This is a genomic window from Cellulomonas sp. P1_C4, from assembly GCF_056406355.1.
In genome coordinates this window covers 15,980-35,255 of the sequence record NZ_JBFUAI010000026.1, presented here as the reverse complement: position 1 = coordinate 35,255, position 19,276 = coordinate 15,980, and the positions used below count along the sequence as shown (strand labels likewise).

The window sequence follows — 19,276 nt, the reverse complement described above, 5'->3', positions numbered from 1 at the left end:
CCCCACGCGGCACACGTCACGCGCTCGACGCGTCGCTGTCGTTCGTCCGCGGCACGACGCCCTCCGCACGCAGCGCTCGCTCGTCGCGCTCGGCGCGCCCGTCGAACATCACGATCTGGTCCTCCGCCGACGCCACCAGCTCGGGCGCACTGACGGCGGACAGCTGCGGGTTCACGGGGTCGGGCGTCGGGAGGTCCGCGTCCACGACGTGCAGGTCGGCGAACCGGCGGGCGCTCACCAGCACGCGCGTCTCGAGCGACGACACGGTCTGGTTGTACGCGCCGGCCGCCGAGTCGATGGCCCGGCCGAGCTTGGCCAGGTGCGACCCCATGGTCGCCAGCCGACCGTGCAGCTCCTTACCCAGGGAGAGGACCGCCTGGGCGTTGCTGGCCAGCGCGTCCTGCCGCCACGCGTAGGAGATGGTCCGGAGCAGGGCCAGCAGCGTGGTCGGGGTGGCGATGACGACGTTGCGCTCGAACGCGTACTCGATCAGGAGCGGGTCCTGCTCGGCGGCCGCGTGCAGGAACGACTCGGCGGGCACGAACATCACGACGAACTCCGGGGCCGGCGCGAACTGGTCCCAGTAGCGCTTCGCCGCCAGATCGTCGACGTGCGCCCGGACGTGCCGCGCGTGGGCGGCGAGCCGCTCCGTGCGCACCCGCTCGTCGGTCGCCTGCGCGGCGTCGAGGAACCCGAGGAACGCGACCTTGGCGTCGACCACGACGTTCTTGCCGCCGGCCAGCTTGATCACCATGTCCGGACGCAGGAGCCCGTCGTCGGTACGCACCTGCTCCTGCTCGACGAAGTCGACGTGCGCGAGCATCCCCGCCGCCTCGACCACCCGCTTGAGCTGCAGCTCACCCCACTTGCCGCGCACCTGCGAGGAGCGCAGCGCGGTGACCAGCTGGGCGGTCTCGCCCCGGAGGTGCTCGGAGGCCTGCTGCATCGCGCGGACCTGCTCGCCGAGCGCGGCCTGCCCGGCGGCGCGCGCCTGCTCGGCCGTCGACAGCTCGCGGCGGACCTGGTCGAGCGTGCGAGACAGCGGCTCGACCATGGCCCGGACGGCCTGCTCGCGCTGCGTGAGCTCGCCGACCTGCGTCTGGTGGTCGGCGGCGAACCGTTGGTGCGCGAGTGCGAGGAACTGGTCGGAGCTCGTCGCCAACGCGTCCGCCGCCAGCGAGCGGAACTGGTCGGCCAGGCGGTCGGAGTCCGCCAGCCGCGCCTGCGTCCCGTGCCGCTCCGCCTCGAGCAGCGCCGTCGCCCGGGCGGCCTCGAGGTCGGCGGCGCGCAGCMGGGCGGACGCGAGCATCCAGCCGAGGAGCACGCCGACGACGGCGCCGATCGCGAGTCCCAGCAGCAGTCCGGTGTCCATGCCCGAACGCTCCCAGGTACCTCTGACACCCCGCTCGAAACAGGCCCTGCCGCCGCGTGTCGCCGCCTAGTGTGGTCCGATGTCGACCCCACCCGCCCTGGAGCTGCGTGGCCTCTGGCGCAAGTTCGGGGACAAGATCGCTGTCTCCGGGATCGACCTTGTCGTGCCGGCCGGGTCGTTCTACGGCCTCGTCGGCCCCAACGGCGCGGGCAAGACGACGACCTTGTCGATGGCGACGGGCCTGCTGCAGCCCGACTTCGGCACCGTCCTGGTGCACGGCCACGACCTGTGGGCGGCGCCCGTCGAGGTCAAGGCGATGCTCGGTGTCCTGCCCGACGGCGTCCGGCTCTTCGACCGGCTGACGGGCGAGCAGCTGATCACGTACGCGGGCCTGCTCCAGGGCCTCGACCGCGCGACGGTCGCCGAGCGCGCGACCGACCTGCTGGCCGCGCTCGACCTCACGGCGGACGCCACGAAGCTGGTCGTCGAGTACTCCGCGGGCATGACCAAGAAGGTCGCGCTGGCGTGCGCGCTGGTGCATGCGCCGCGCCTGCTGGTGCTCGACGAGCCATTCGAGGCCGTGGACCCCGTCTCCGCGGCGAACATCCGCGACATCCTCGCCTCCTACGTCCGCTCCGGCGGCACCGTCATCGTGTCCTCGCACGTCATGGACCTGGTCCAGCGGATGTGCGACCACGTGGCGGTCATCGCGGCCGGGCACGTGCTCGCGGCGGGCACCGTCGACGAGGTCCGCGGCGACGGCAGCCTGGAGGACCGCTTCGTCGACCTGGTCGGTGGCCGGGTGACCGGGGAGGGGCTGGCGTGGTTGCGCACCTCGTCCGCCTGAAGCTGACGCTGCTGCGCAACGGCCTGCGGCGCAGCGCCTGGCAGATCGTGGGGCTCGTCGTCGGCGTGCTCTACGGTCTGTTCGCCGTTGCCCTCGTCGTGGGGTCGATGGCCGTGCTGAGCGTCCAGGAGCCCGACATCCGCGGGCTGGTGACGGTCCTGCTCGGGTCGGTGCTGGTGCTCGGCTGGTGGGTGGTGCCGCTCATCGCCTTCGGACTGGACGCGACGATCGACCCCGCGCGGTTCGTCACCTTCGCCATCCCGCGACGCTCGCTGCTCACGGGTCTGGCGCTCGCGGGCGTGCTCGGCATCCCCGGGGTCGTGACGACACTGTCGGTGCTCTCGATGGCGGGGGTGTGGTGGCGGACGCCGGCCGCCCTGGTCGCCGGGCTCGTCTGCGCGGTGCTCGCGCTGGCCACGTGCGTGGTCGGCGCGCGCGCGACGACGTCGGCCGCCTCGGGCGTGCTGAGCGGCCGGCGTTTCCGCGAGGTCATGGCAGCCGTCGTCCTCCTGCCGTTCATCCTCGTCGGCCCCGTGCTGGGCCGGTTCTTCTCCGGCACGACGATCACGCAGCAGACGGTCCAACAGGTGGCCGACGTGCTGTCCTGGACCCCGCTCGGCGCCGTGTGGGCGGTCCCCGCCGACGTCGCCGACGGCCACTGGTCCCTCGCCGCCGCGCACTTCGCGATCGCCGTCGGCACGCTCGTCGTCGTCGCGGTCGTCTGGGACCGGGCCATGGCCCACGCGCTGGTCAACCCGCCGCACCAGTCGGTCTCGACCCGGGGCCACGGTCTCGGCTGGTTCGACCGCCTGCCGGCGACAGCGCTGGGAGCCGTCACCGCGCGGTGCCTCACGTACTGGGCGCGGGACCCGCGCTACGCGATCGCGGTCGCCATCGTGCCCGTGCTCGCGGTCGTGTTCTACGTCGTGAACCCGGGTGGCGGCCTTGTCCTGCTCATCGGCCCGATCGCGGGCTACCTCATGGGCTGGGGCATCTCCGCCGACGTCGCCTACGACGGGACGGCCTTCTGGACCCACGTCGCCTCGCCGCTGCGCGGGGTCGCCGACCGGCTCGGGCGCGTCCTCGCCGCCGCCACGATCGCGGTGCCCGCCGTGGTGGTGCTCGCCGTGGCGTCGGCCGTGGTCACGGGCAAGAGCGCCATGATCCCGGCCTTGCTCGGGGTGTCGTTCGGCGTGCTGCTGACGGCGCTCGGCGGGTCGAGCATCGTCTCCGCACTCGTCGTCTACCCCGTCCAGATGCCCGGTGAGAACCCGTTCCAGAGCCGGCAGGGAGCGTCCATGTCGGCCCTGATCTCGCAGCTCTGCGGCTGGCTGGCCGTCATGACCCTGTGCCTACCGGAGATCGTGCTCGCGGTGGCGGCCGTCGGGTGGGGATCCGTGCCCCTGGGCTGGGTGACCCTGCTGGTCGGCGTCGTGCTCGGATCGGTCCTGCTCACCATCGGCGCCCGCATCGGCGGGCGCACGCTCGACCGCACCGCGCCGGACCTCCTGCGACGCATCGTCGCGTTCGCCTGACCGCCGCGCGGAGAGCGCGGGCTGAGTCGTCGGGAGGGGGCGGGCGCCCGCGCGGCCTAGACTCCTTCGTCGTGGCACTCACCATCGGCATCGTCGGCCTGCCCAACGTCGGCAAGTCCACCCTCTTCAACGCGCTGACCCGCGCGCAGGTCCTCGCGGCGAACTACCCGTTCGCGACGATCGAGCCCAACGTCGGCGTCGTCCCGCTGCCCGACCCCCGGCTGGACAAGCTCGCCGAGCTGTTCGGCTCCGAGCGCATCCTGCCCGCGACGGTGTCGTTCGTCGACATCGCCGGCATCGTCAAGGGCGCCAGCGAGGGGGAGGGCCTGGGCAACAAGTTCCTCGCCAACATCCGCGAGGCTGACGCCATCTGCCAGGTCACGCGTGCGTTCGCCGACCCGGACGTCGTGCACGTCTCCGGCGCGGTGAACCCCAAGGACGACATCGAGATCATCGCCACCGAGCTGATCCTCGCGGACCTCCAGACCCTCGAGAAGGCGATCCCGCGCCTCGAGAAGGAGGTCCGCGCCAAGAAGGCCGACGCGGGCCTGCTGGCGGCGGCGCAGGAGGCGCAGGCGATCCTCGAGACGGGCAAGACGCTGTCGCAGACCGGCAAGAAGATCGAGCACCTCGACGAGCTGCAGCTCATGACGAGCAAGCCGTTCATCTACGTGTTCAACACCGACGACGCCGGTCTGGCGGACACCGCGATGCAGGACGAGCTGCGTGCCCTGGTGGCACCCGCCGACGCAATCTTCCTCGACGCCAAGTTCGAGTCCGAGCTGGTCGAGCTCGAGCCCGACGAGGCCCGAGAGATGCTCGCCGACAACGGGCAGGAGGAGGCCGGGCTCGACCAGCTGGCCCGCGTCGGCTTCCACACCCTCGGCCTGCAGTCCTACCTGACCGCCGGCCCCAAGGAGTCGCGCGCCTGGACGATCCACCAGGGCTGGACCGCCCCCCAGGCGGCCGGCGTGATCCACACGGACTTCCAGAAGGGCTTCATCAAGGCCGAGGTCATCTCGTTCGACGACCTTGTGGCCGCCGGTTCCGTCGCCGCCGCCCGCGCTGCCGGCAAGGCCCGCATCGAGGGCAAGGACTACGTCATGGCCGACGGCGACGTGGTGGAGTTCCGCTTCAACGTGTGATCGCGTCCTCCCTGAGCTGCGCTGTTCACCCGACAGAACCGAACCGGAGAAGTCGGGCGGAGCCCCCTCTGCGTCGATGAGAGTGGGAGGCGAAGGGAGCGGCGATGATCGAGATCCTCAACCGGCTCGTCGACGAGATCGAGCAGCGCCTCGGCGACGACCTCGACGTCGATGACCTCGCGGCATCGATGGGAACGACGGGCTATCACGCGCGTCGCATGTTCTCGTCCTTGGCGGGCATGCCGGTGTCCGACTACGTGCGGCGGCGGCGTATGACTGTCGCCGCGGCTGACGTGATCGGGGACGAGGATCTGCTCACGATCGCCGTGCGGTACGGATACGGCTCGACCGAGGCATTCGGGCGAGCATTCCGTGCCGTGCACGGCGCAAGTCATGGCGACGTCCGCCGTGATGGAGGCCCCCTTCGTAGTCAACCGCAGCTCAGGTTCCGCCTGACCGTCGAAGGGACGCACCCTATGGATGCCCGCATCATCGAACGCCCCGCCTTCCGTCTGATCGGCCACGCCGCTCGCGTGCCGCTGGTCTACGAGGGTGTCAACCCACACATTCAGCGGCACGTCGCTTCGCTGCCCGTCTCCGAGCATGAGCGCCTCAAGCAGCTCGGCGGCACCGAGCCGTCGGGGCTGCTGCAGGTCAGTGCTGATGTCGAACCGGACGCGACTGAGGGCAGCGAACTGACATATCTGCACGGCGTGGCAGTTGACGTGGACGCCCAGACTCCCGATGACCTCGACGTGATCGACGTCGACGCCGGAGCGTGGGTGGTCTTCCGCACTTCCGGTTCGCACCCGGCGGCCCTCCAGGAGGCGTACGCGGCGTCTGCGACAGAGTGGTTCCCCTCCAACCCGTGGCGGCTGCGCCCTGGTCCGTCGATCGTCTCCGTACTCGACCGCGCGCCCGACTTCAGTACCGCGACGTGTGAGCTCTGGTTCCCGGTCGAGCGGGCCTGAGTGAGCGGCCGGACCGGGCTCGGGAGTCCCTGGGCCCGGTCCGCCTCCGTTTCACACGTTGTTCCGGTACGGAACGTGGTGGAGTTCCGCTTCAACGTGTAGTCGGCGCGGAGACGAAAGAACGTCGCCACCGGGCCAGCCTCGTCGCGTGGGTTGGCGTCGCCGCGCGTGCGCCGTCGGCATGCGCGTGCCCTCGGGCGAGCTTCACGGCACGAGGGCTCGGCGACGCAGCCGCAGCACGGAGAGGATCAGCGAGGTCAGCAGTAACCCGGTGTACACGTCGTTCTCCAGCCATCCGAAGGTGGTCTGCTGCTCGAGCGTGAAGGTCGTCGGGTAGTAGAAGACCGACACCCCGAGGATCACGACGAGATAGCCGAGCACGGTGATCTGCGCGGCGCGGGAGTCGAGACGGGCGAGAGCGGTGACCCCGAACGCGACCAGGTAGAACACCCAGGTGAGCGGGCTGGTCACGGTGAAGTCCGGATCCTCCAGCCCGGAGAGCCCCGCGTAGACCGTGTGGATCACGGACAGGCTGAAGGCTGCGACGAGCAGGGTCGGCACCGCCACGCCGTAGCGGGTGCGGCCCGCCGGATCGATCGCGTGAGCAGTGGTGCGGGTCTGGGCGCTGGTGGTGGACATGTCTTCCTCCGATGGTGTGGAGCTCGGGTGGTGGTCGTCGACCCAGACCGGGCCGGCGTGGTCAGGTACCAGCCTCCAGAGGCGGCTGCGGACCCGACACCCACAGCACGACCACAGTTGAGCCACGTCCACGCCCGCGGGGCGACTACCGTCCGTTCGGTGGGTGACAGCTTCGCGACACTGCTGCGGGCCTTTCGTGACGAGCGCTCCCTGACCCAGGACGAGCTGGCCGACAAGGCCGGCATCACGGTGAAGGCCGTCGGTGCGCTGGAGCGCGGCGAGCGTCGCCGTCCCTATCCGCACACCGTCCGCGCGCTCGCGGACGCGCTGGCTCTGGACGAGGGCCAGCGGGCTCGCCTTGTGGGCGCCGTCCCGGGCCGGACCCGTTCCGTCGTCGGTCCGTCGTCGGCTCCCCACCCGGACGCCGCTGCATCGAAGGCTCTGCCGAGCTCGACGGTCGACCTGGTCGGCAGGTCCACCGTGCTCGAGAGCCTCACGGCGCTGCTGGCCGAAGCAGCGACCCGGGTGGTGACGCTGACAGGTCCGGGAGGCGTGGGGAAGTCCACGCTCGCGCTCGCGGCGGCCCGAGCGGCGTCGCATGCGTTCCCCGGGGGCGTGACGCTCGTCGAGCTGGCCGGCATCACYGAGCCCCAGGTGGTCGTCCCGACGATCGCGGCAGCGCTGGGGGTTCCCGAGGCCGGGCACCGAGGGACCGTCGCCGGCCTGGCGCCCTTCCTCGCCGGTCGGCGGATGCTGCTGCTGCTCGACAACCTCGAACAGGTCCTCGCGTCGGCGCCGTCGATCGCCGAGCTGTCGGCGCACTGCCCGGGCCTGGTGATCCTCGGAACGAGCCGGGCTCCGCTGCGGATCCGGGCCGAGCGCACCCTCCGCGTCGAGCCGCTCGACCACGGCGCGTGCGTGCGGCTGTTCCGCGAGCGCGCCGAGGCGGCGGGCGGGCGGTTGACGCGAACCGCCGACGAGGACGAGGCAGTCGCCGAGATCTGCCGGCGGCTCGACGGCCTCCCACTCGCGGTCGAGCTCGCGGCCGCCGCGACCGCACTCCTGCGCCCGGCGGAGCTGCTGGTCCGGCTCGACAGCGCGCTCATCGACGGTCCGCGCGACCTCCCTGAGCGTCAGCGGTCGATGGCGGCGACGCTCGACTGGAGCTACGACCTGCTCGGCGAGCCCGAGCGAGCGCTGCTGGCGAGGCTCGCGGTGTTCCCGGGCACCTTCTCGCTGGGCGGGGCCGAGGCGGTCGCGGGCCAGGACGTGCTGCGCGACCTGCGTGTGCTGCTCGACCACTCGCTGGTCAGCCGCGGCGCCGACGTGCAGGGCACCGAGCGATTCCGGCTGCTCACCCCAGTTCGTCAGTACGCCGCGCTTCGGCTCGCCGAGGCCGATCGCGCGGTCGCGACGGCGCGCCTGGCCGACTCGGTGCTCGCGCTCGGCCGAGACCTGGAGCCGGATCTTCGAGGACCAGCACTGGTGGCCGGCCTCGACCTCGCCGAGGCCGACCTGCCCACGCTCCGGGTGGGCCTGCTGCACGTGATCGACGCCGGGCGCCTGGACGACGCGGCCGAGGCGATCTGGAGGCTGTGGCCGTTCCTGGCGCTGCGCGGTGTCGGGCAGGAAGGCCTGGCGCTGGTGGGCCTGCTCCGCGGCAGGCCGATGACCGACGAGGCGAAGGCCCGACTGCTGGTCGCCGCGGCCGGGATGAGCTACGTGGGCGGTGAGATCCCGGCCCTGCGTGCCGATGCCGACGCCGCACTCGCCCTCGCGCAACGGCTTGACGATCCCGGCCTGCTCGCCGAGGCCGCCGCGCTCGCGGGGTCGGGAGCATTGTTCGCCGGTGACCTCGGCGAAGCGTCGGCGCGCCTGGCCGTGGTGCGCACGAGGGTCGCCGACAACGACGAGACGTGGGCCGTGCTGCACTGCCGGATAGCCGACGCCCAGGTCGCGCTGCTGGCCGGCGCACTGCCTGCGTCGGAGCAGCTCCTCCTGGGCTGCGAGCATGGCGCTCGCAGGCTGGGGAACCCGTTCACGCTGGCGACGGTGCTCAATCTGCGCGCCACGCTGACCCAGCTCCGCGACGAGCACGGCGAGACCGCACGACTGCTGGCCGAGTCGGCCGAGATCTCCATGACCGCCCGGATCAGCTGGACGTTCGCCTACACGCTTCCGGCGCTCGCGAGCGTGGCCGTCAGGTCGGGGGACCCCGAGCTGGGGGCGACGCTGTTCGGTGCCGCCGCGTCGTGGTCCGCGGACCACGCGGTGGACACCGGTTTCCCGGCGTCGCAGGCGCTGGCGCACCGCGACCTGGCCCGTGCGCGCGAGGTGCTGGGCGAGGTGCGGTTCCGTCCCGCCTGGGACGCGGGAAGGGACACCACCGGGTCCGACGTCGTCGAGCTGGCGCGCGAGCTCAGCCGCCGCGCACGCGGCTGACGTAGCGGCGGTACTGCCACCGGCCGAGGGTGGCGAGGAGCACCCGGACCGGGACAGGCAGCTTTCCGAGCATCATCGACCGCTCGTCGTCGTCCGCCTCCTCGAGGACCGCTCCGAACATCAGGGGAAGCTGGCTCCGGGTCATCACCTCGACGCCGTGGTCGCCCATGGAGTCCCACTCCTTCGCGGTGACGTGGCGTGCTGCGACGGGGAGGATCGCGCGTTCCTCCAGGTCAAGGTGCTCGAGGAGCGCCGCACGGAAGTCCTCGACGAGCCGCGCGAGCTGCTCGCCGCGGACGGCCGACGCCGTCGTGCGCCAGTCTGCGCTGAGGGGAGCGATCTGGTCGGCGTACTCGTCCACGGCGTGGTGCTGCACCTCCATCGTCGCGATCAGGTCGGCTGACGGCGCAGCTCGCTCGAGGAGCAGCGGCCACAAGACCACGTCCTCGCCGGTGTGGTGCATGTGCAGGCCCGCAAGGACGAGGTCGAGGTGGGAGGCGACGACCTCGGCGCGCGCGACGTCGCCGGAGATGACGTCGCGGATCAGGTCGGGCAGCAGCCCGAACTCGCGGCGGAACGCGCGGTGGACGACGTACATGTCGCGGACATCGGCCAGGGGGCCGGCGGGGATCGTGGTGGACATCAAGTGCTCCTCTCGGTCGGTACACCGAGAATCGCGGCCCTCTCAGTGACCGGACCAGCCACGGCACTCCCACGTCGACCCCACACTCGGGCCCGAACGCCCACCCGTGGAGACGTCATTTCGGGCGGGGCTGATCACCCTCGAGCGGGACCACGCGAACTGATCGGCCGAGCTCACGGTCGATGGACCCGCAGCCGTCTGCCGCAACCTGCCGCACGGGCTGAACCGGTTTGCCCCGGCGCGACAGCCGGTTGGCCTGCCAGTAACTTGAGGATGAGACGGGCAAGGAAGCCGGTCGAACCTTCGGGCTTGGCGCCTCGGGAGGCACCGATGGAAACCTATCGATCTCGGGCCCGCACGCTGCGCGCCTTCATCGCCGCGACGCTGGTCGCGCTCTTCCTCGCCGTCGGTGGTGTCAGCACCGCGTCAGCCGCGTCCGCCGCTGCGCCGGAGTGCACCGGCAGAGGAGTTCCGACGAGCAAGATCTCGATCCAGCTCTGGACGTTCGCCGAGTACATCGGCTTCGGCACCGACGCCGGCACCATCGCCAGGACGGAGGAGGTGTTCAGCCGCCTCAGCGAGATGGGTTACCGGAACGTCGAGCCGTTCACCCTGAGCGGTCTGACGGCAGATCAGTACCGCGCGCTCCTCGACAAGTACGGGCTCAAGGCCTCCGCGCGGCACGTCGACGTCGGGACCCCTGAGGCCCCGGCCGACATCGACCAAATCCTTGCGGACAACAAGACGCTGGGGATCAAGTTCTTCGGCTCAGGAGCGACCCCGATCTTCCCGCTGGTCTACACCACCGAAGCCCAGTGGATCGCTTACGCCGAGTACCTCAACGAGATCGGCGCCGTGGCCCGGCAGAAGGGACAGACGTTGATGGTGCACAACCACAACGTCGAGTTCGAGGAGGTCTTCGGCGACCGGACCGTGTTCGACATCCTCGCGAACTACACCGACCCGAAGAACGTCGTGTTCCAGCTCGACCTCTACTGGGCTACCAATGGCGGCGGCATCGGCAACCCCCTCGACGTCATCGAGCAGTACGGCAACCGGATCAAGCTGTTCCACGTGAAGGACATGGCGACCGGCCCGTTCCCCGGTCGGATCGAGATCGTCGGCGACGGGATCATCGACTTCCCGGCGATCTTCGAGGCCGCGGGTGGCAGCACGCGGTACTACGTCGTCGAGCACGACCCCCGGTTCGGCGACCCGACGTTCGATCCCTTCGAGGCCGCCCAGGAGGGCTTCGACTACCTCGCCTGCGTGACCTTCTGAGTACCGGCCGACCCCGCTGCTGGACACTCCTCGAGGATCGGTCCCTGCCTGCCGACGTCGGACGACGGACCGACGAGGCCTGGCGCCGGTGGCCGCGAGAACGTCACTCCCGGGCGCGAGCCCGGTCTGCAGCCTCGAGCACCCGCCGGAGGCCGGTGAAGTCGCGCAGCAGGATCCGCGCCAGGACGAACGTCGGCAGGAGCGCCACCAGCCGGAGCCAGGCGGCGACGTCGCCGCCATAGTCGGCGCGGATGCGCGTGCCCCCGGCGTCGGGCGTGCACACGTACTCGACGCGGGAGTTCCACGGGGACGTCGAGTGCCACACGACCCGACGGTCGGGCTCGACGACCTCGAGCACGTCGGTGAACCGGATCCGGAACGGCCCGATGCGGTCGACTGCGGCCCACCGGTTCCCCACCTGCAGCGGACCGCCGTCCAGCGGGCGGCGGGAGTCGACCGCGGGCGCGAACTCGGGCCACCGACCCGGGTCGGCGAGGTACGGGTAGACGCGCGACGGCGGGTGATCGAGATGGACGTCTAGCTTGACGCGTCGCCACATGTCGGCGCGTCACACCATCGAGGGCACGGGCCGGTCGGGGTAGAGCTCCTTCATCGCGTTGTCGTACCCGCTTCATGAGGAGGAGATACAGGAGCCGGATCGGGGCGGGCACGTTGGCGCGGACCCAGTCCTCCCGCTCGGCCTCGGGAACGCTCGCGATCAGCAGGCCGACCTGCAGCGACAGGACGTCCTTCCCGAGCTCCTTGCGGTGCGCCATGAGGGTGGCGCGGGTGTGCTCCTCCATGAAGTCCCACTCCTGCTGGGACATCACCTCCCCCGCGACGGGAAGGATGTCGTCCTCCTCCTGCCCGAGGTGCGCCGACAGGAGGTCGCGGAGACCCTCGATGTCGGTGGCGAAGGCATCACGAAGCCGGGGATCGGCACTGACCACCCAGGGCTCCAGCTGCGGCTCGATCCGCGCGAGCCGCACCGCGACCTCGGCGTGCTGCGCCCGCATCTGACCGACGTGCAGGGTGCAGGCGGGTTCGCGCGCGACCAGCCTGTCCCACAGCACCATGTCCTCGGTCTCGTGGTGCATGTGCAGGGCGAAGAAGTCGAGGTGGGCATAGCGGCCGACGATCGCCGAGCGTGCGGTGTCGCCCGGCTCGACCTCGCGCACCAGCTCGGGGAGCTCCCGATACAGCCAGCGGAAGATCCGATGGACGAGGATCATCCCCGACGTGTCGCAGCCGGGGTGCTGCCCCGCGGGCAGCGGCCCGGGGGGAGGCAGTGTCTTGGCCATCCCGTCCTCCACCCGATCATCGACATCGACATCGCGGTGCGAGGCCGACGTTACTCCGACCCGCCGCGCGCAACATCACCCGCGGCGTCGGCGTCCGGGACCCTGTCAAGCGCGTCTGGGAGTCCGTCCGGCGGGATCGACATCGCCTGGTCGGGTCAGGCCCAGGCCGGCGATCACTCCGCCGGCCGGTCGCCTCGACCTGGTGGCGATGGATGGCGAGCTGGTGGGTTCAACCCGTGACGCGGCCGAACAGTCCGCGGTAGTGGTCCGACTGCGTGGGGTAGTAGGCGTCGAAGTCGACCGCTGCGACGTCGGCGCCGGTCTCCGCGGCCACGAGCCGGTCGAGGTAGTACTCCCAGCCCGGCCCGACGCCGGCCGCCGTCTCCGCGTCGGGCACGGACTGGCTGAAGCTGAGGGTCGTGGTGCCGGCGTCCTCGGTGAGCTCGACGAGGAAGTGCCACACGGCCTCCTCACCCTCGACGTTCGAGGTGAGGGCGATCCTGTGGGGCGGGTTGCAGGTCTCGATGGTGAAAGTCTCAGGCCTGATGTCGTCGCCCTGCGCATTCATCCGGAACAGGACCGAACCGGAGGCCGGGTCGCCGACCCAGGTGCCGACCCAGCGTTCGAGCCGGTCGGACTCGGTCATCGCCGCCCACACGGACTCGATCGGGGCGCGGAAGGTGCGGTCGACGACGACGCTGTCGTGCCCGTTGCGGGTCTCACGGCGGCCCGTCGCGCTGGGGCTCATGCTGTCTCCTCCGTAGGTGCCGGTCCGACGAGTCTGGTCAAGGTCTACCGCGGGTCGACGGACCTCGCGACGGCGACGAGCATTTCCGGTAGCCACCGTCCCGCCGCGCTCCTAGCGTCCGGGTCATGGCCGACGACGGATTCGAGGTCCCCCGCCTCGCGCAGCTCTACGACCCGCTCGACACGGACCGCAGCGACCTCGACGCGTACGTGGCCATCGCCGACGAGCTCGGCGCCCGCAGCGTGCTCGACGTCGGCTGCGGCACCGGCGTGCTCGCGCTGCAGCTGGCGGCGCGTGGACTCGAGGTGGTCGGGCTCGACCCGGCACGCGCGTCGCTCGACGTGGCGCGGGCCAAGCCGGGTGCCGACGAGGTCCGATGGCTGGAGGGCGACGCCACGGACCTGCCGCCGCTGCAGGTCGACCTGGCGACGATGACCGGCAACGTCGCGCAGGTGTTCGTGACCGACGAGGAGTGGGCGGCGACTCTAGACGGGATCCGTAGCGCGCTTCGACCAGGGGGCCACCTGGTGTTCGAGACCCGGATCCCGGAGCGGCAGGCGTGGCGCGAGTGGACGCGCGAGGCGACCTTCGAGGCGACGGACGTCGAGGGGGTCGGGCGGGTCGAGACGTGGACCGACGTCACCGAGGTCGTCGGCGACACCGTGACGTTCCGCGCCCACTACGTGTTCGCGTCGGACGGAGCCGTGCTGCACTCGGACTCGACCCTGCGGTTCCGCGACCGGGGGACCGTCGAGCGCTCCCTCGAGGCGGCCGGCTTCGGCGTGCTGGACGTCCGGGAGGCACCCGACCGGCCGGGGCGGGAGATGGTGTTCGTGGCGCGGTGTCACGTCTGACACCACAATTGCTTGACGTGACACCACTGTGGTGTCAAGATGGTGCCATGGAACTTGGACAGTACGTCACCGACCTGCAGCGCCAGCTGGTGGAGGCCGCGGAGAACGGCAATGAGGACACTCGCGCCGTCGCCGAGCGTCTCGTCGCCGGCCTCGACTCCGCCGCCCGGATCGTGCTGCTCGACGCCCTCTCGGCCGCGGCAGGGGAGATCACTCGCGACCTCGCACCCGGTTCGGTCGACCTGCGGCTCCGCGGGCGGGAGATCGAGTTCGTCGTCGCCCAGCCGAACGCGGAGCACGACACCGACGACGCACCCGCCGCGGCCGTCGACCTCGACGACGTGAGCACGTCCCGCACGACGCTCCGCCTTCCCGATGCCCTCAAGGTGCGGGTCGACGAGGCGGCGGCCGCCGACGGTCTGTCCGTCAACGCATGGCTGGTCCGCGCGATCGCGGCAGCACTGCAACCCAGGCAACGACGGTCCGCGGCCAAGACGCTGCGGACCGGCGACAGCTTCGCCGGCTGGGCGCGCTAGCCCCCAGCCCCACCCACCTCCACCAGCCACGCGGACCCGCGGGGCCGGACGAACACACCCAGAAGCAGGGAGTCGTGAGCATGCCCACGTACAGCACACCCACTCCGATCGACCTCGCCATCCACCTGCAGGTCGGTGCGATCGACGTCGTCGCCGGCGACCGCACCGACACCGTCGTGACCGTGACGCCCACCAACCCCGCCAAGGCGGTCGACCGGCGGGGCGCGGAGGACACCAAGGTCGACTTCGACGGCCAGCGGCTCACCATCACGGGCCCGAAGCCCCGTCTCAGCTGGATCGGCCCGGGACCGTTCGACACGGTCGACGTCGTCGTCGAGCTGCCCGCGGGGTCGCGGCTCACGGCCGAGATCTCGGTCGGGAACGTGCGGACCGTCGGGCGCCTCGGCGCCACCCGCATCAAGGCGTCGTCCGGTGGCGCGGACGTCGAGGCCACCGGCGACCTGTGGCTGCGTGCCGGGCACGGCAACGCGACGGTGGGCACCGTCGAGGGCGGGGCGGAGATCACGGCCGACCACGGTCAGATCCGGCTCGGCACGGTGACCGGCGACGCGGTCCTCAAGGCGTCGCACGGCACCGTCACCGTCGGGAAGTCCGGCGGGGACCTCGAGGCGAAGCTGTCCTACGGCGACCTCGAGATCACCCAGGCGCTCGCCTCCGTCACCGCGAAGACGGCGTACGGGGCCATCGACCTGCGCGAGGTCTCGAGCGGGTCCATCCAGGTCGAGAGCGGCTACGGCCAGGTGACGATCGGCGTGCGGCCCGGAGTCCCGGCCTGGCTCGACCTGTCATCGAAGATCGGCCACGTCCGCAACCAGCTCGCGGGTGACGTCGCCCCCGCCGAGTCCGAGCGAACGGTCGCCGTGCGTGCGCGCACCGCGTCCGGCGACATCACCGTCCAGCACGCCCGATGAGTTCGGCACACGAGACGAGGGGAACCAGCGACATGATGGGCATCGAGGATCGCGGACCGGCGATCCGTCTGCAGAACATCGAGAAGTCCTACAAGGAGCTGCACGTCCTGCGCGGCGTGGACTTCGACGTGGCCCCGGGCAGCATCTTCGCCCTGCTCGGCTCGAACGGAGCCGGCAAGACCACGATCGTCAGGATCCTGTCGACGCTGCTGAAGCCGGACGCCGGCACGGCCATCGTCAACGGGTTCGACGTCACCGGCGAACCGCTGCAGGTCCGGGAGTCCATCAGCCTGACCGGGCAGTTCGCCGCGGTCGACGAGATCCTTTCCGGCCGGGAGAACCTGGTGCTCGTCGCCAAGCTGCGACACCTCAAGGGCCCCGGCCAGATCGCGGACGACCTTCTCGCGCGCTTCGACCTCACCGATGCGGGAGCCCGCAAGGTGGCGACGTACTCCGGAGGGATGCGCCGCCGCCTCGACATCGCCATGAGCCTGATCGGCCGGCCGAAGGTGCTCTTCCTCGACGAGCCCACCACGGGTCTCGACCCGGAGGCGCGGCTCGAGGTCTGGCAGGTCATCAAGGAGCTCGCCACGCAGGGCACGACGGTCCTGCTCACCACGCAGTACCTCGACGAGGCGGAGCAGCTGGCGGACCGGATCGCGATCCTGCACCAGGGCCGGATCATCGCGAACGGCACCCTCGCCGAGCTCAAGAAGCTGCTGCCGCCGGCGACGGTCGAGTATGTCGAGAAGCAGCCCACCCTCGAGGAGATCTTCCTCGTCCTCGTCGGGAAAGACGCCACCACCGAGCTCAGTGAGGACCGGTCATGAGCACCACGCACTTCTTCAGCGACACGGTCGACCTGACCGGCCGCTCCATGCGCCACATCACCCGCAGCGTCGACACGATCATCACGACCGCGGTCACGCCGATCGCCATCATGGTGCTGTTCGTCTACGTCTTCGGCGGGGCGATCGACACCGGCAACGAGAACTACGTCGACTACCTGCTGCCGGGCATCCTGCTCATCGCGATCGCGTCGGGCATCGCCTACACCGCGGTCCGGCTGTTCACGGACCTGCAGAGCGGCATCTTCGAGCGGTTCCACTCGATGCCGATCTCCCGACCGTCGGTGCTCTGGGCCCACGTGCTGACCTCGCTGGCGTCCAACGCCATCACGGTCGTGATCATCGTGCTCGTCGGCCTCCTCATGGGGTTCCGCACCTCGGCCGATGTGCTCGCCTGGCTCGCCGTGGCGGGGATCCTGGCGCTGTTCACGCTGGCGCTCACGTGGGTCGCGGTCATCGCCGGGCTGTCGGCGAAGTCGGTGGACGGCGCCGCGGGGTTCTCCTACCCGCTGATCTTCCTGCCGTTCATCAGCTCGGCCTTCGTGCCGACCGAGACGATGCCGGCGCCCGTGCGGGCCTTCGCGGAGAACCAGCCGGTGACGTCGATCGTCGACACGATCCAGAACCTGTTCTCCGGGCAGCCGGTCGGCAGCGACATCTGGGTCGCCCTCGCCTGGTGCGTCGGCATCCTCGTCGTCGCCTACTACTTCGCGATGCGCGTCTACCGGCGCAAGATCAGCTGAGGGGCGCGGACCCGGGTCCGTAGACGCACGCCCGGTGCGCGGCGAACTGTCGCTTGCCGACGAGCCGCCACAGCACCCGGGCAGGAGCGGGCGGGTTGGCACGCAGCCAACCTGCCCGTTCGCCTGCGGGCACGACCTCGAGGACCCAGCCGAGCTGCAGGAACAGCCGGTCCTTCGGGATCGACGCCATGCCGTGCTCGTGCAGCAGGCTCCACTCGCGCTGGGACATGACGGTCGACGCCGTCGGCAGGATCTGCGTCTCCTCGGCGCCGAGGTGCGCCAGGAGCGTGTCCCGGAGCTCGTCGAGGTGCGCGGCCACCGCGTCGCGCTCCTCGACGCCGGCGTCCTCCTCCCATGCCGTCATGAGCTCGTCCAGGCGCTCGAGCTGGTGGGCGGTGGCCGTGTGCTGGGCCCGCATGAGGCCGACGTGCAGGGCGCAGGCGGGCGCGCGCTGCTCGAGCGTGTCCCACAGAAGCAGGTCCTCGCCCTCGTGGTGGTGGTGCAGCGCACCGGCGACCTCCCGCACATGGCCGGCGACGGGAGCCAGGCGGGCGAGGTCACCGTCCTCGACCCCGCGCACGAGCCCGGGCGCGTCGGTGAACGCGCGCCGGAACAGCGCGTGGATGGTCAGCATGTCGGAGGTGTCGCAGCCGAGCTTCTCGGTCGTCGCGGTGGTCATCGGGGTCTCCTTGCGTGTGCATCACCAGTAAAACCGTTACAGTGGTGACGACTATTGTGGCGACCCGCAGCCGACGTCAAGAGCGATGGAGGACACCGTCAGCGAGATCACCCGCCCCGACCCGCTCCTCGAGTGGGTCTCGCTGGGCGCCGAGCCCGGCGTCGCCCCCGGGCCGCTGGAGCGCGTCCGCTCCCTGCTGAACACCGACGACCGCTTCCACGGGGTCGACCACCTCGAGGCCCGCGGTCCCCGACCGCTCCGGTCGTTCCGCGATGCCCTGCGCGACTACCTCGTGACGGGTGACCAGGCCGGGCTCGCGGCGATCGCGGCCGCGCACCCCCTGGTCGTGACCTTCGACGGCGGCGCGGCGGTCCTCGCCGCGGCGGGGGACGACGCTCTCGTCGCCGACCTGCTCGCCGAGGTCCATCGGGCACACGCGGCGGGGGAGTGGCCGCGGCTCAAGGCGTGCGCGAACCCCGACTGCCAGTGGATCTACTACGACGGGTCGCGCAACCGGTCCGGCCGCTGGTGCTCGATGAACGAGTGCGGCGACGTCATGAAGGCCCGGGCGTACCGTCAGCGCTCGCGGGGAACCTCGGACGAGCGAGCGCGGGGTCGAGGATCCTCGCGGTAGGGCGCGCCGACGTGCGCGGCACTCAGGGCGCAGTCGGGACGTCGTAGCGGCGCTTGCGCGATCCGTCGACGTCGACCGTGTCGCGCAGCACGCCGCCGCAGCGCTCGATCACCGTGGCCGACCCGACGTTGTCGTCGTCGCAGGTGACGAGGGCGCACTCGACGCCCTGGTCGGCCGCGACCCGCAGCCCCGCCCGCAGGATCTCCGTGGCGTAGCCGCGGCGGCGGGCAGCAGGCCGGACGGCGTAGCCGATGTGACCGCCGACCTCGGCGAGGTAGGCGTTGAGCCGGTGCCGGACGGAGAGGCGTCCGACGATCCGGTCGCCGACGACCGCGACGAGGAACGTCGCCGGCACGCGCCCCGGCGGCAGGTCGTGCCCGGTGCGTTCGCGCTCGAGGGACTCGAGCAGGGCCGGCCAGCTCGGGGCCTCGTCGAGCCCCAGGACGAACTCGAACCCCGCGTCGGCGAGCTCGCGGTGCGCGGCCCGGGCGTCCTGCTCGTCGGAGACGGAGAGTGCGCGCAGGAGCAGGGTGTCGGTCATGGCCGGATCCTGCCAAACCGGCCGCCGGCGGGTCACGACCTTTCGTCGCGACCCGCCGGGAGGTGTCAGCTGACGGGGAAGCCACCCGCGGCGCACTCCGTGCTGATCGTGGCGTCCTGCGCCGGGAGGTCGAGCGTGGCGGCGTTGGTGCCGCCGGACTCGGCGGCGGCCAGGGCGCCCTGGATGCGGTCCTGGATCGCGGTGTACGCCCCGGCCAGCGGCGCGGGCGCCACCTTGACGGCCAGGACGAGGGACGAGTCGATCGCGCCCAGCTCCGTGGTGGTGTCCTCGTCGAGCGGCGTGCCCGCGTCCTGCGCGTCCATGGCCGGCGCGACGGCCGCGATCCGCACCTTGAGCGAGCTCGCGCCGCCGTTGTAGTAGCGGCCGCAGGCGAGCGCGATGTTCGCCTCGGCCGGCGCCGCGGTGCTGCCGGCGTCGGCGGTCGGCTTCGCGGTGGACGACGCGGTGGACGACGACGAGGCGGTCGAGTCGTCGCTGGTGTCGTCGCCGCTGGAGCAGGCGGCGAGGGTGGTGGTCAGGGCAGCAGCGACGAGGAACAGGGCGGCACGCTTCACGGTGGAACTC

Annotated in this window: 20 protein-coding genes and 1 pseudogene; 12 read left to right on the top strand and 9 right to left on the bottom strand. The window is 71.3% G+C overall.

Features of this window, described 5'->3' with window-relative positions; genetic code table 11:
- Positions 1-16: 16 nt before the first annotated feature.
- Positions 17-1,372, bottom strand: a complete 1,356-nt coding sequence (locus tag AC1DYZ_RS18430; protein WP_477066569.1) for a DNA recombination protein RmuC — start codon at positions 1,370-1,372, stop codon at positions 17-19.
- 79 nt (positions 1,373-1,451) lie between these two features.
- Here AC1DYZ_RS18430 and AC1DYZ_RS18425 point away from each other — a divergent pair, with 79 nt between their 5' ends.
- The 4 genes from AC1DYZ_RS18425 to AC1DYZ_RS18410 all read left to right on the top strand — a co-directional run bounded on the left by AC1DYZ_RS18425 (position 1,452) and on the right by AC1DYZ_RS18410 (position 5,870).
- Positions 1,452-2,219, top strand: a complete 768-nt coding sequence (locus tag AC1DYZ_RS18425; RefSeq protein ID WP_477066568.1) for an ABC transporter ATP-binding protein — start codon at positions 1,452-1,454, stop codon at positions 2,217-2,219.
- Positions 2,195-3,754, top strand: a complete 1,560-nt coding sequence (locus AC1DYZ_RS18420; protein WP_477066567.1) for a hypothetical protein — start codon at positions 2,195-2,197, stop codon at positions 3,752-3,754. The genes AC1DYZ_RS18425 and AC1DYZ_RS18420 overlap by 25 nt, the downstream gene beginning before the upstream one ends.
- 71 nt (positions 3,755-3,825) lie before the next feature.
- Complete coding sequence (gene ychF, locus AC1DYZ_RS18415) at positions 3,826-4,899, top strand: redox-regulated ATPase YchF (RefSeq protein ID WP_477066566.1); 1,074 nt, start codon at positions 3,826-3,828, stop codon at positions 4,897-4,899.
- A gap of 104 nt (positions 4,900-5,003) precedes the next feature.
- Positions 5,004-5,870 (top strand): GyrI-like domain-containing protein, encoded by an 867-nt coding sequence (locus AC1DYZ_RS18410; protein ID WP_477051512.1) that lies wholly within the window; start codon positions 5,004-5,006, stop codon positions 5,868-5,870.
- Positions 5,871-6,074: 204 nt separating this feature from the next.
- Here AC1DYZ_RS18410 and AC1DYZ_RS18405 read toward each other — a convergent pair whose 3' ends face one another.
- Positions 6,075-6,509 carry a hypothetical protein gene (locus AC1DYZ_RS18405; protein WP_477066565.1) on the bottom strand — a complete coding sequence of 145 codons (435 nt, stop codon included), beginning with the start codon at positions 6,507-6,509 and terminating at the stop codon, positions 6,075-6,077.
- Positions 6,510-6,668: 159 nt separating this feature from the next.
- Between AC1DYZ_RS18405 and AC1DYZ_RS18400 the strand changes: the two genes are divergently transcribed.
- Positions 6,669-8,951 (top strand): ATP-binding protein, encoded by a 2,283-nt coding sequence (locus AC1DYZ_RS18400; protein WP_477066564.1) that lies wholly within the window; start codon positions 6,669-6,671, stop codon positions 8,949-8,951.
- Here AC1DYZ_RS18400 and AC1DYZ_RS18395 read toward each other — a convergent pair.
- Positions 8,929-9,594 carry a hemerythrin domain-containing protein gene (locus tag AC1DYZ_RS18395; RefSeq protein WP_477066563.1) on the bottom strand — a complete coding sequence of 222 codons (666 nt, stop codon included), beginning with the start codon at positions 9,592-9,594 and terminating at the stop codon, positions 8,929-8,931. The two genes, AC1DYZ_RS18400 and AC1DYZ_RS18395, sit on opposite strands and share 23 nt — an antisense overlap.
- Before the next feature lie 330 nt (positions 9,595-9,924).
- Between AC1DYZ_RS18395 and AC1DYZ_RS18390 the strand changes: the two genes are divergently transcribed.
- On the top strand, positions 9,925-10,875 hold the full coding sequence (locus AC1DYZ_RS18390; protein WP_477066562.1) for a sugar phosphate isomerase/epimerase family protein: 951 nt from the start codon (positions 9,925-9,927) through the stop codon (positions 10,873-10,875).
- Between the two features lie 103 nt (positions 10,876-10,978).
- On the opposite strand, the gene AC1DYZ_RS18385 is transcribed toward AC1DYZ_RS18390, so the two are convergent.
- The 3 genes and pseudogenes from AC1DYZ_RS18385 to AC1DYZ_RS18375 form a co-directional block, all read right to left on the bottom strand.
- Complete coding sequence (locus AC1DYZ_RS18385; RefSeq protein WP_477066561.1) at positions 10,979-11,434, bottom strand: SRPBCC family protein; 456 nt, start codon at positions 11,432-11,434, stop codon at positions 10,979-10,981.
- 340 nt (positions 11,435-11,774) lie between these two features.
- Positions 11,775-12,107, bottom strand: a pseudogene (locus tag AC1DYZ_RS18380) (hemerythrin domain-containing protein); the annotation flags it as partial.
- Between the two features lie 298 nt (positions 12,108-12,405).
- Positions 12,406-12,924 (bottom strand): SRPBCC family protein, encoded by a 519-nt coding sequence (locus AC1DYZ_RS18375; RefSeq protein WP_477066560.1) that lies wholly within the window; start codon positions 12,922-12,924, stop codon positions 12,406-12,408.
- 125 nt (positions 12,925-13,049) lie between these two features.
- Here AC1DYZ_RS18375 and AC1DYZ_RS18370 point away from each other — a divergent pair, with 125 nt between their 5' ends.
- The 5 genes from AC1DYZ_RS18370 to AC1DYZ_RS18350 all read left to right on the top strand — a co-directional run bounded on the left by AC1DYZ_RS18370 (position 13,050) and on the right by AC1DYZ_RS18350 (position 16,837).
- Positions 13,050-13,778 (top strand): class I SAM-dependent methyltransferase, encoded by a 729-nt coding sequence (locus tag AC1DYZ_RS18370; protein WP_477066559.1) that lies wholly within the window; start codon positions 13,050-13,052, stop codon positions 13,776-13,778.
- Between the two features lie 47 nt (positions 13,779-13,825).
- Positions 13,826-14,314 (top strand): histidine kinase, encoded by a 489-nt coding sequence (locus AC1DYZ_RS18365; protein ID WP_477066558.1) that lies wholly within the window; start codon positions 13,826-13,828, stop codon positions 14,312-14,314.
- Positions 14,315-14,394: 80 nt separating this feature from the next.
- The gene (locus AC1DYZ_RS18360) at positions 14,395-15,246 is read left to right on the top strand and encodes a DUF4097 family beta strand repeat-containing protein (RefSeq protein ID WP_477066557.1); all 852 of its coding nucleotides are present in this window, start codon (positions 14,395-14,397) and stop codon (positions 15,244-15,246) included.
- Positions 15,247-15,281: 35 nt separating this feature from the next.
- On the top strand, positions 15,282-16,076 hold the full coding sequence (locus AC1DYZ_RS18355) for an ABC transporter ATP-binding protein (protein WP_477066582.1): 795 nt from the start codon (positions 15,282-15,284) through the stop codon (positions 16,074-16,076).
- Complete coding sequence (locus AC1DYZ_RS18350) at positions 16,073-16,837, top strand: ABC transporter permease (RefSeq protein ID WP_477066556.1); 765 nt, start codon at positions 16,073-16,075, stop codon at positions 16,835-16,837. Before AC1DYZ_RS18355 ends, AC1DYZ_RS18350 begins: the two co-directional genes overlap by 4 nt.
- Here the strand turns inward: AC1DYZ_RS18350 and AC1DYZ_RS18345 are convergent.
- Entirely contained in the window at positions 16,830-17,516 is a 687-nt protein-coding gene (locus AC1DYZ_RS18345; protein WP_477066555.1) for a hemerythrin domain-containing protein, read from the bottom strand. The genes AC1DYZ_RS18350 and AC1DYZ_RS18345 overlap by 8 nt on opposite strands.
- An 85-nt stretch (positions 17,517-17,601) precedes the next feature.
- Between AC1DYZ_RS18345 and AC1DYZ_RS18340 the strand changes: the two genes are divergently transcribed.
- On the top strand, positions 17,602-18,150 hold the full coding sequence (locus AC1DYZ_RS18340) for a CGNR zinc finger domain-containing protein (RefSeq protein ID WP_477066554.1): 549 nt from the start codon (positions 17,602-17,604) through the stop codon (positions 18,148-18,150).
- Between the two features lie 22 nt (positions 18,151-18,172).
- Here the strand turns inward: AC1DYZ_RS18340 and AC1DYZ_RS18335 are convergent, their stop codons facing one another.
- Both AC1DYZ_RS18335 and AC1DYZ_RS18330 read right to left on the bottom strand, forming a co-directional pair.
- Positions 18,173-18,691 carry a GNAT family N-acetyltransferase gene (locus AC1DYZ_RS18335; RefSeq protein ID WP_477066553.1) on the bottom strand — a complete coding sequence of 173 codons (519 nt, stop codon included), beginning with the start codon at positions 18,689-18,691 and terminating at the stop codon, positions 18,173-18,175.
- Positions 18,692-18,756: 65 nt separating this feature from the next.
- Entirely contained in the window at positions 18,757-19,266 is a 510-nt protein-coding gene (locus AC1DYZ_RS18330) for a hypothetical protein (protein WP_477066552.1), read from the bottom strand.
- Between the last annotated feature and the right edge of the window lie 10 nt (positions 19,267-19,276).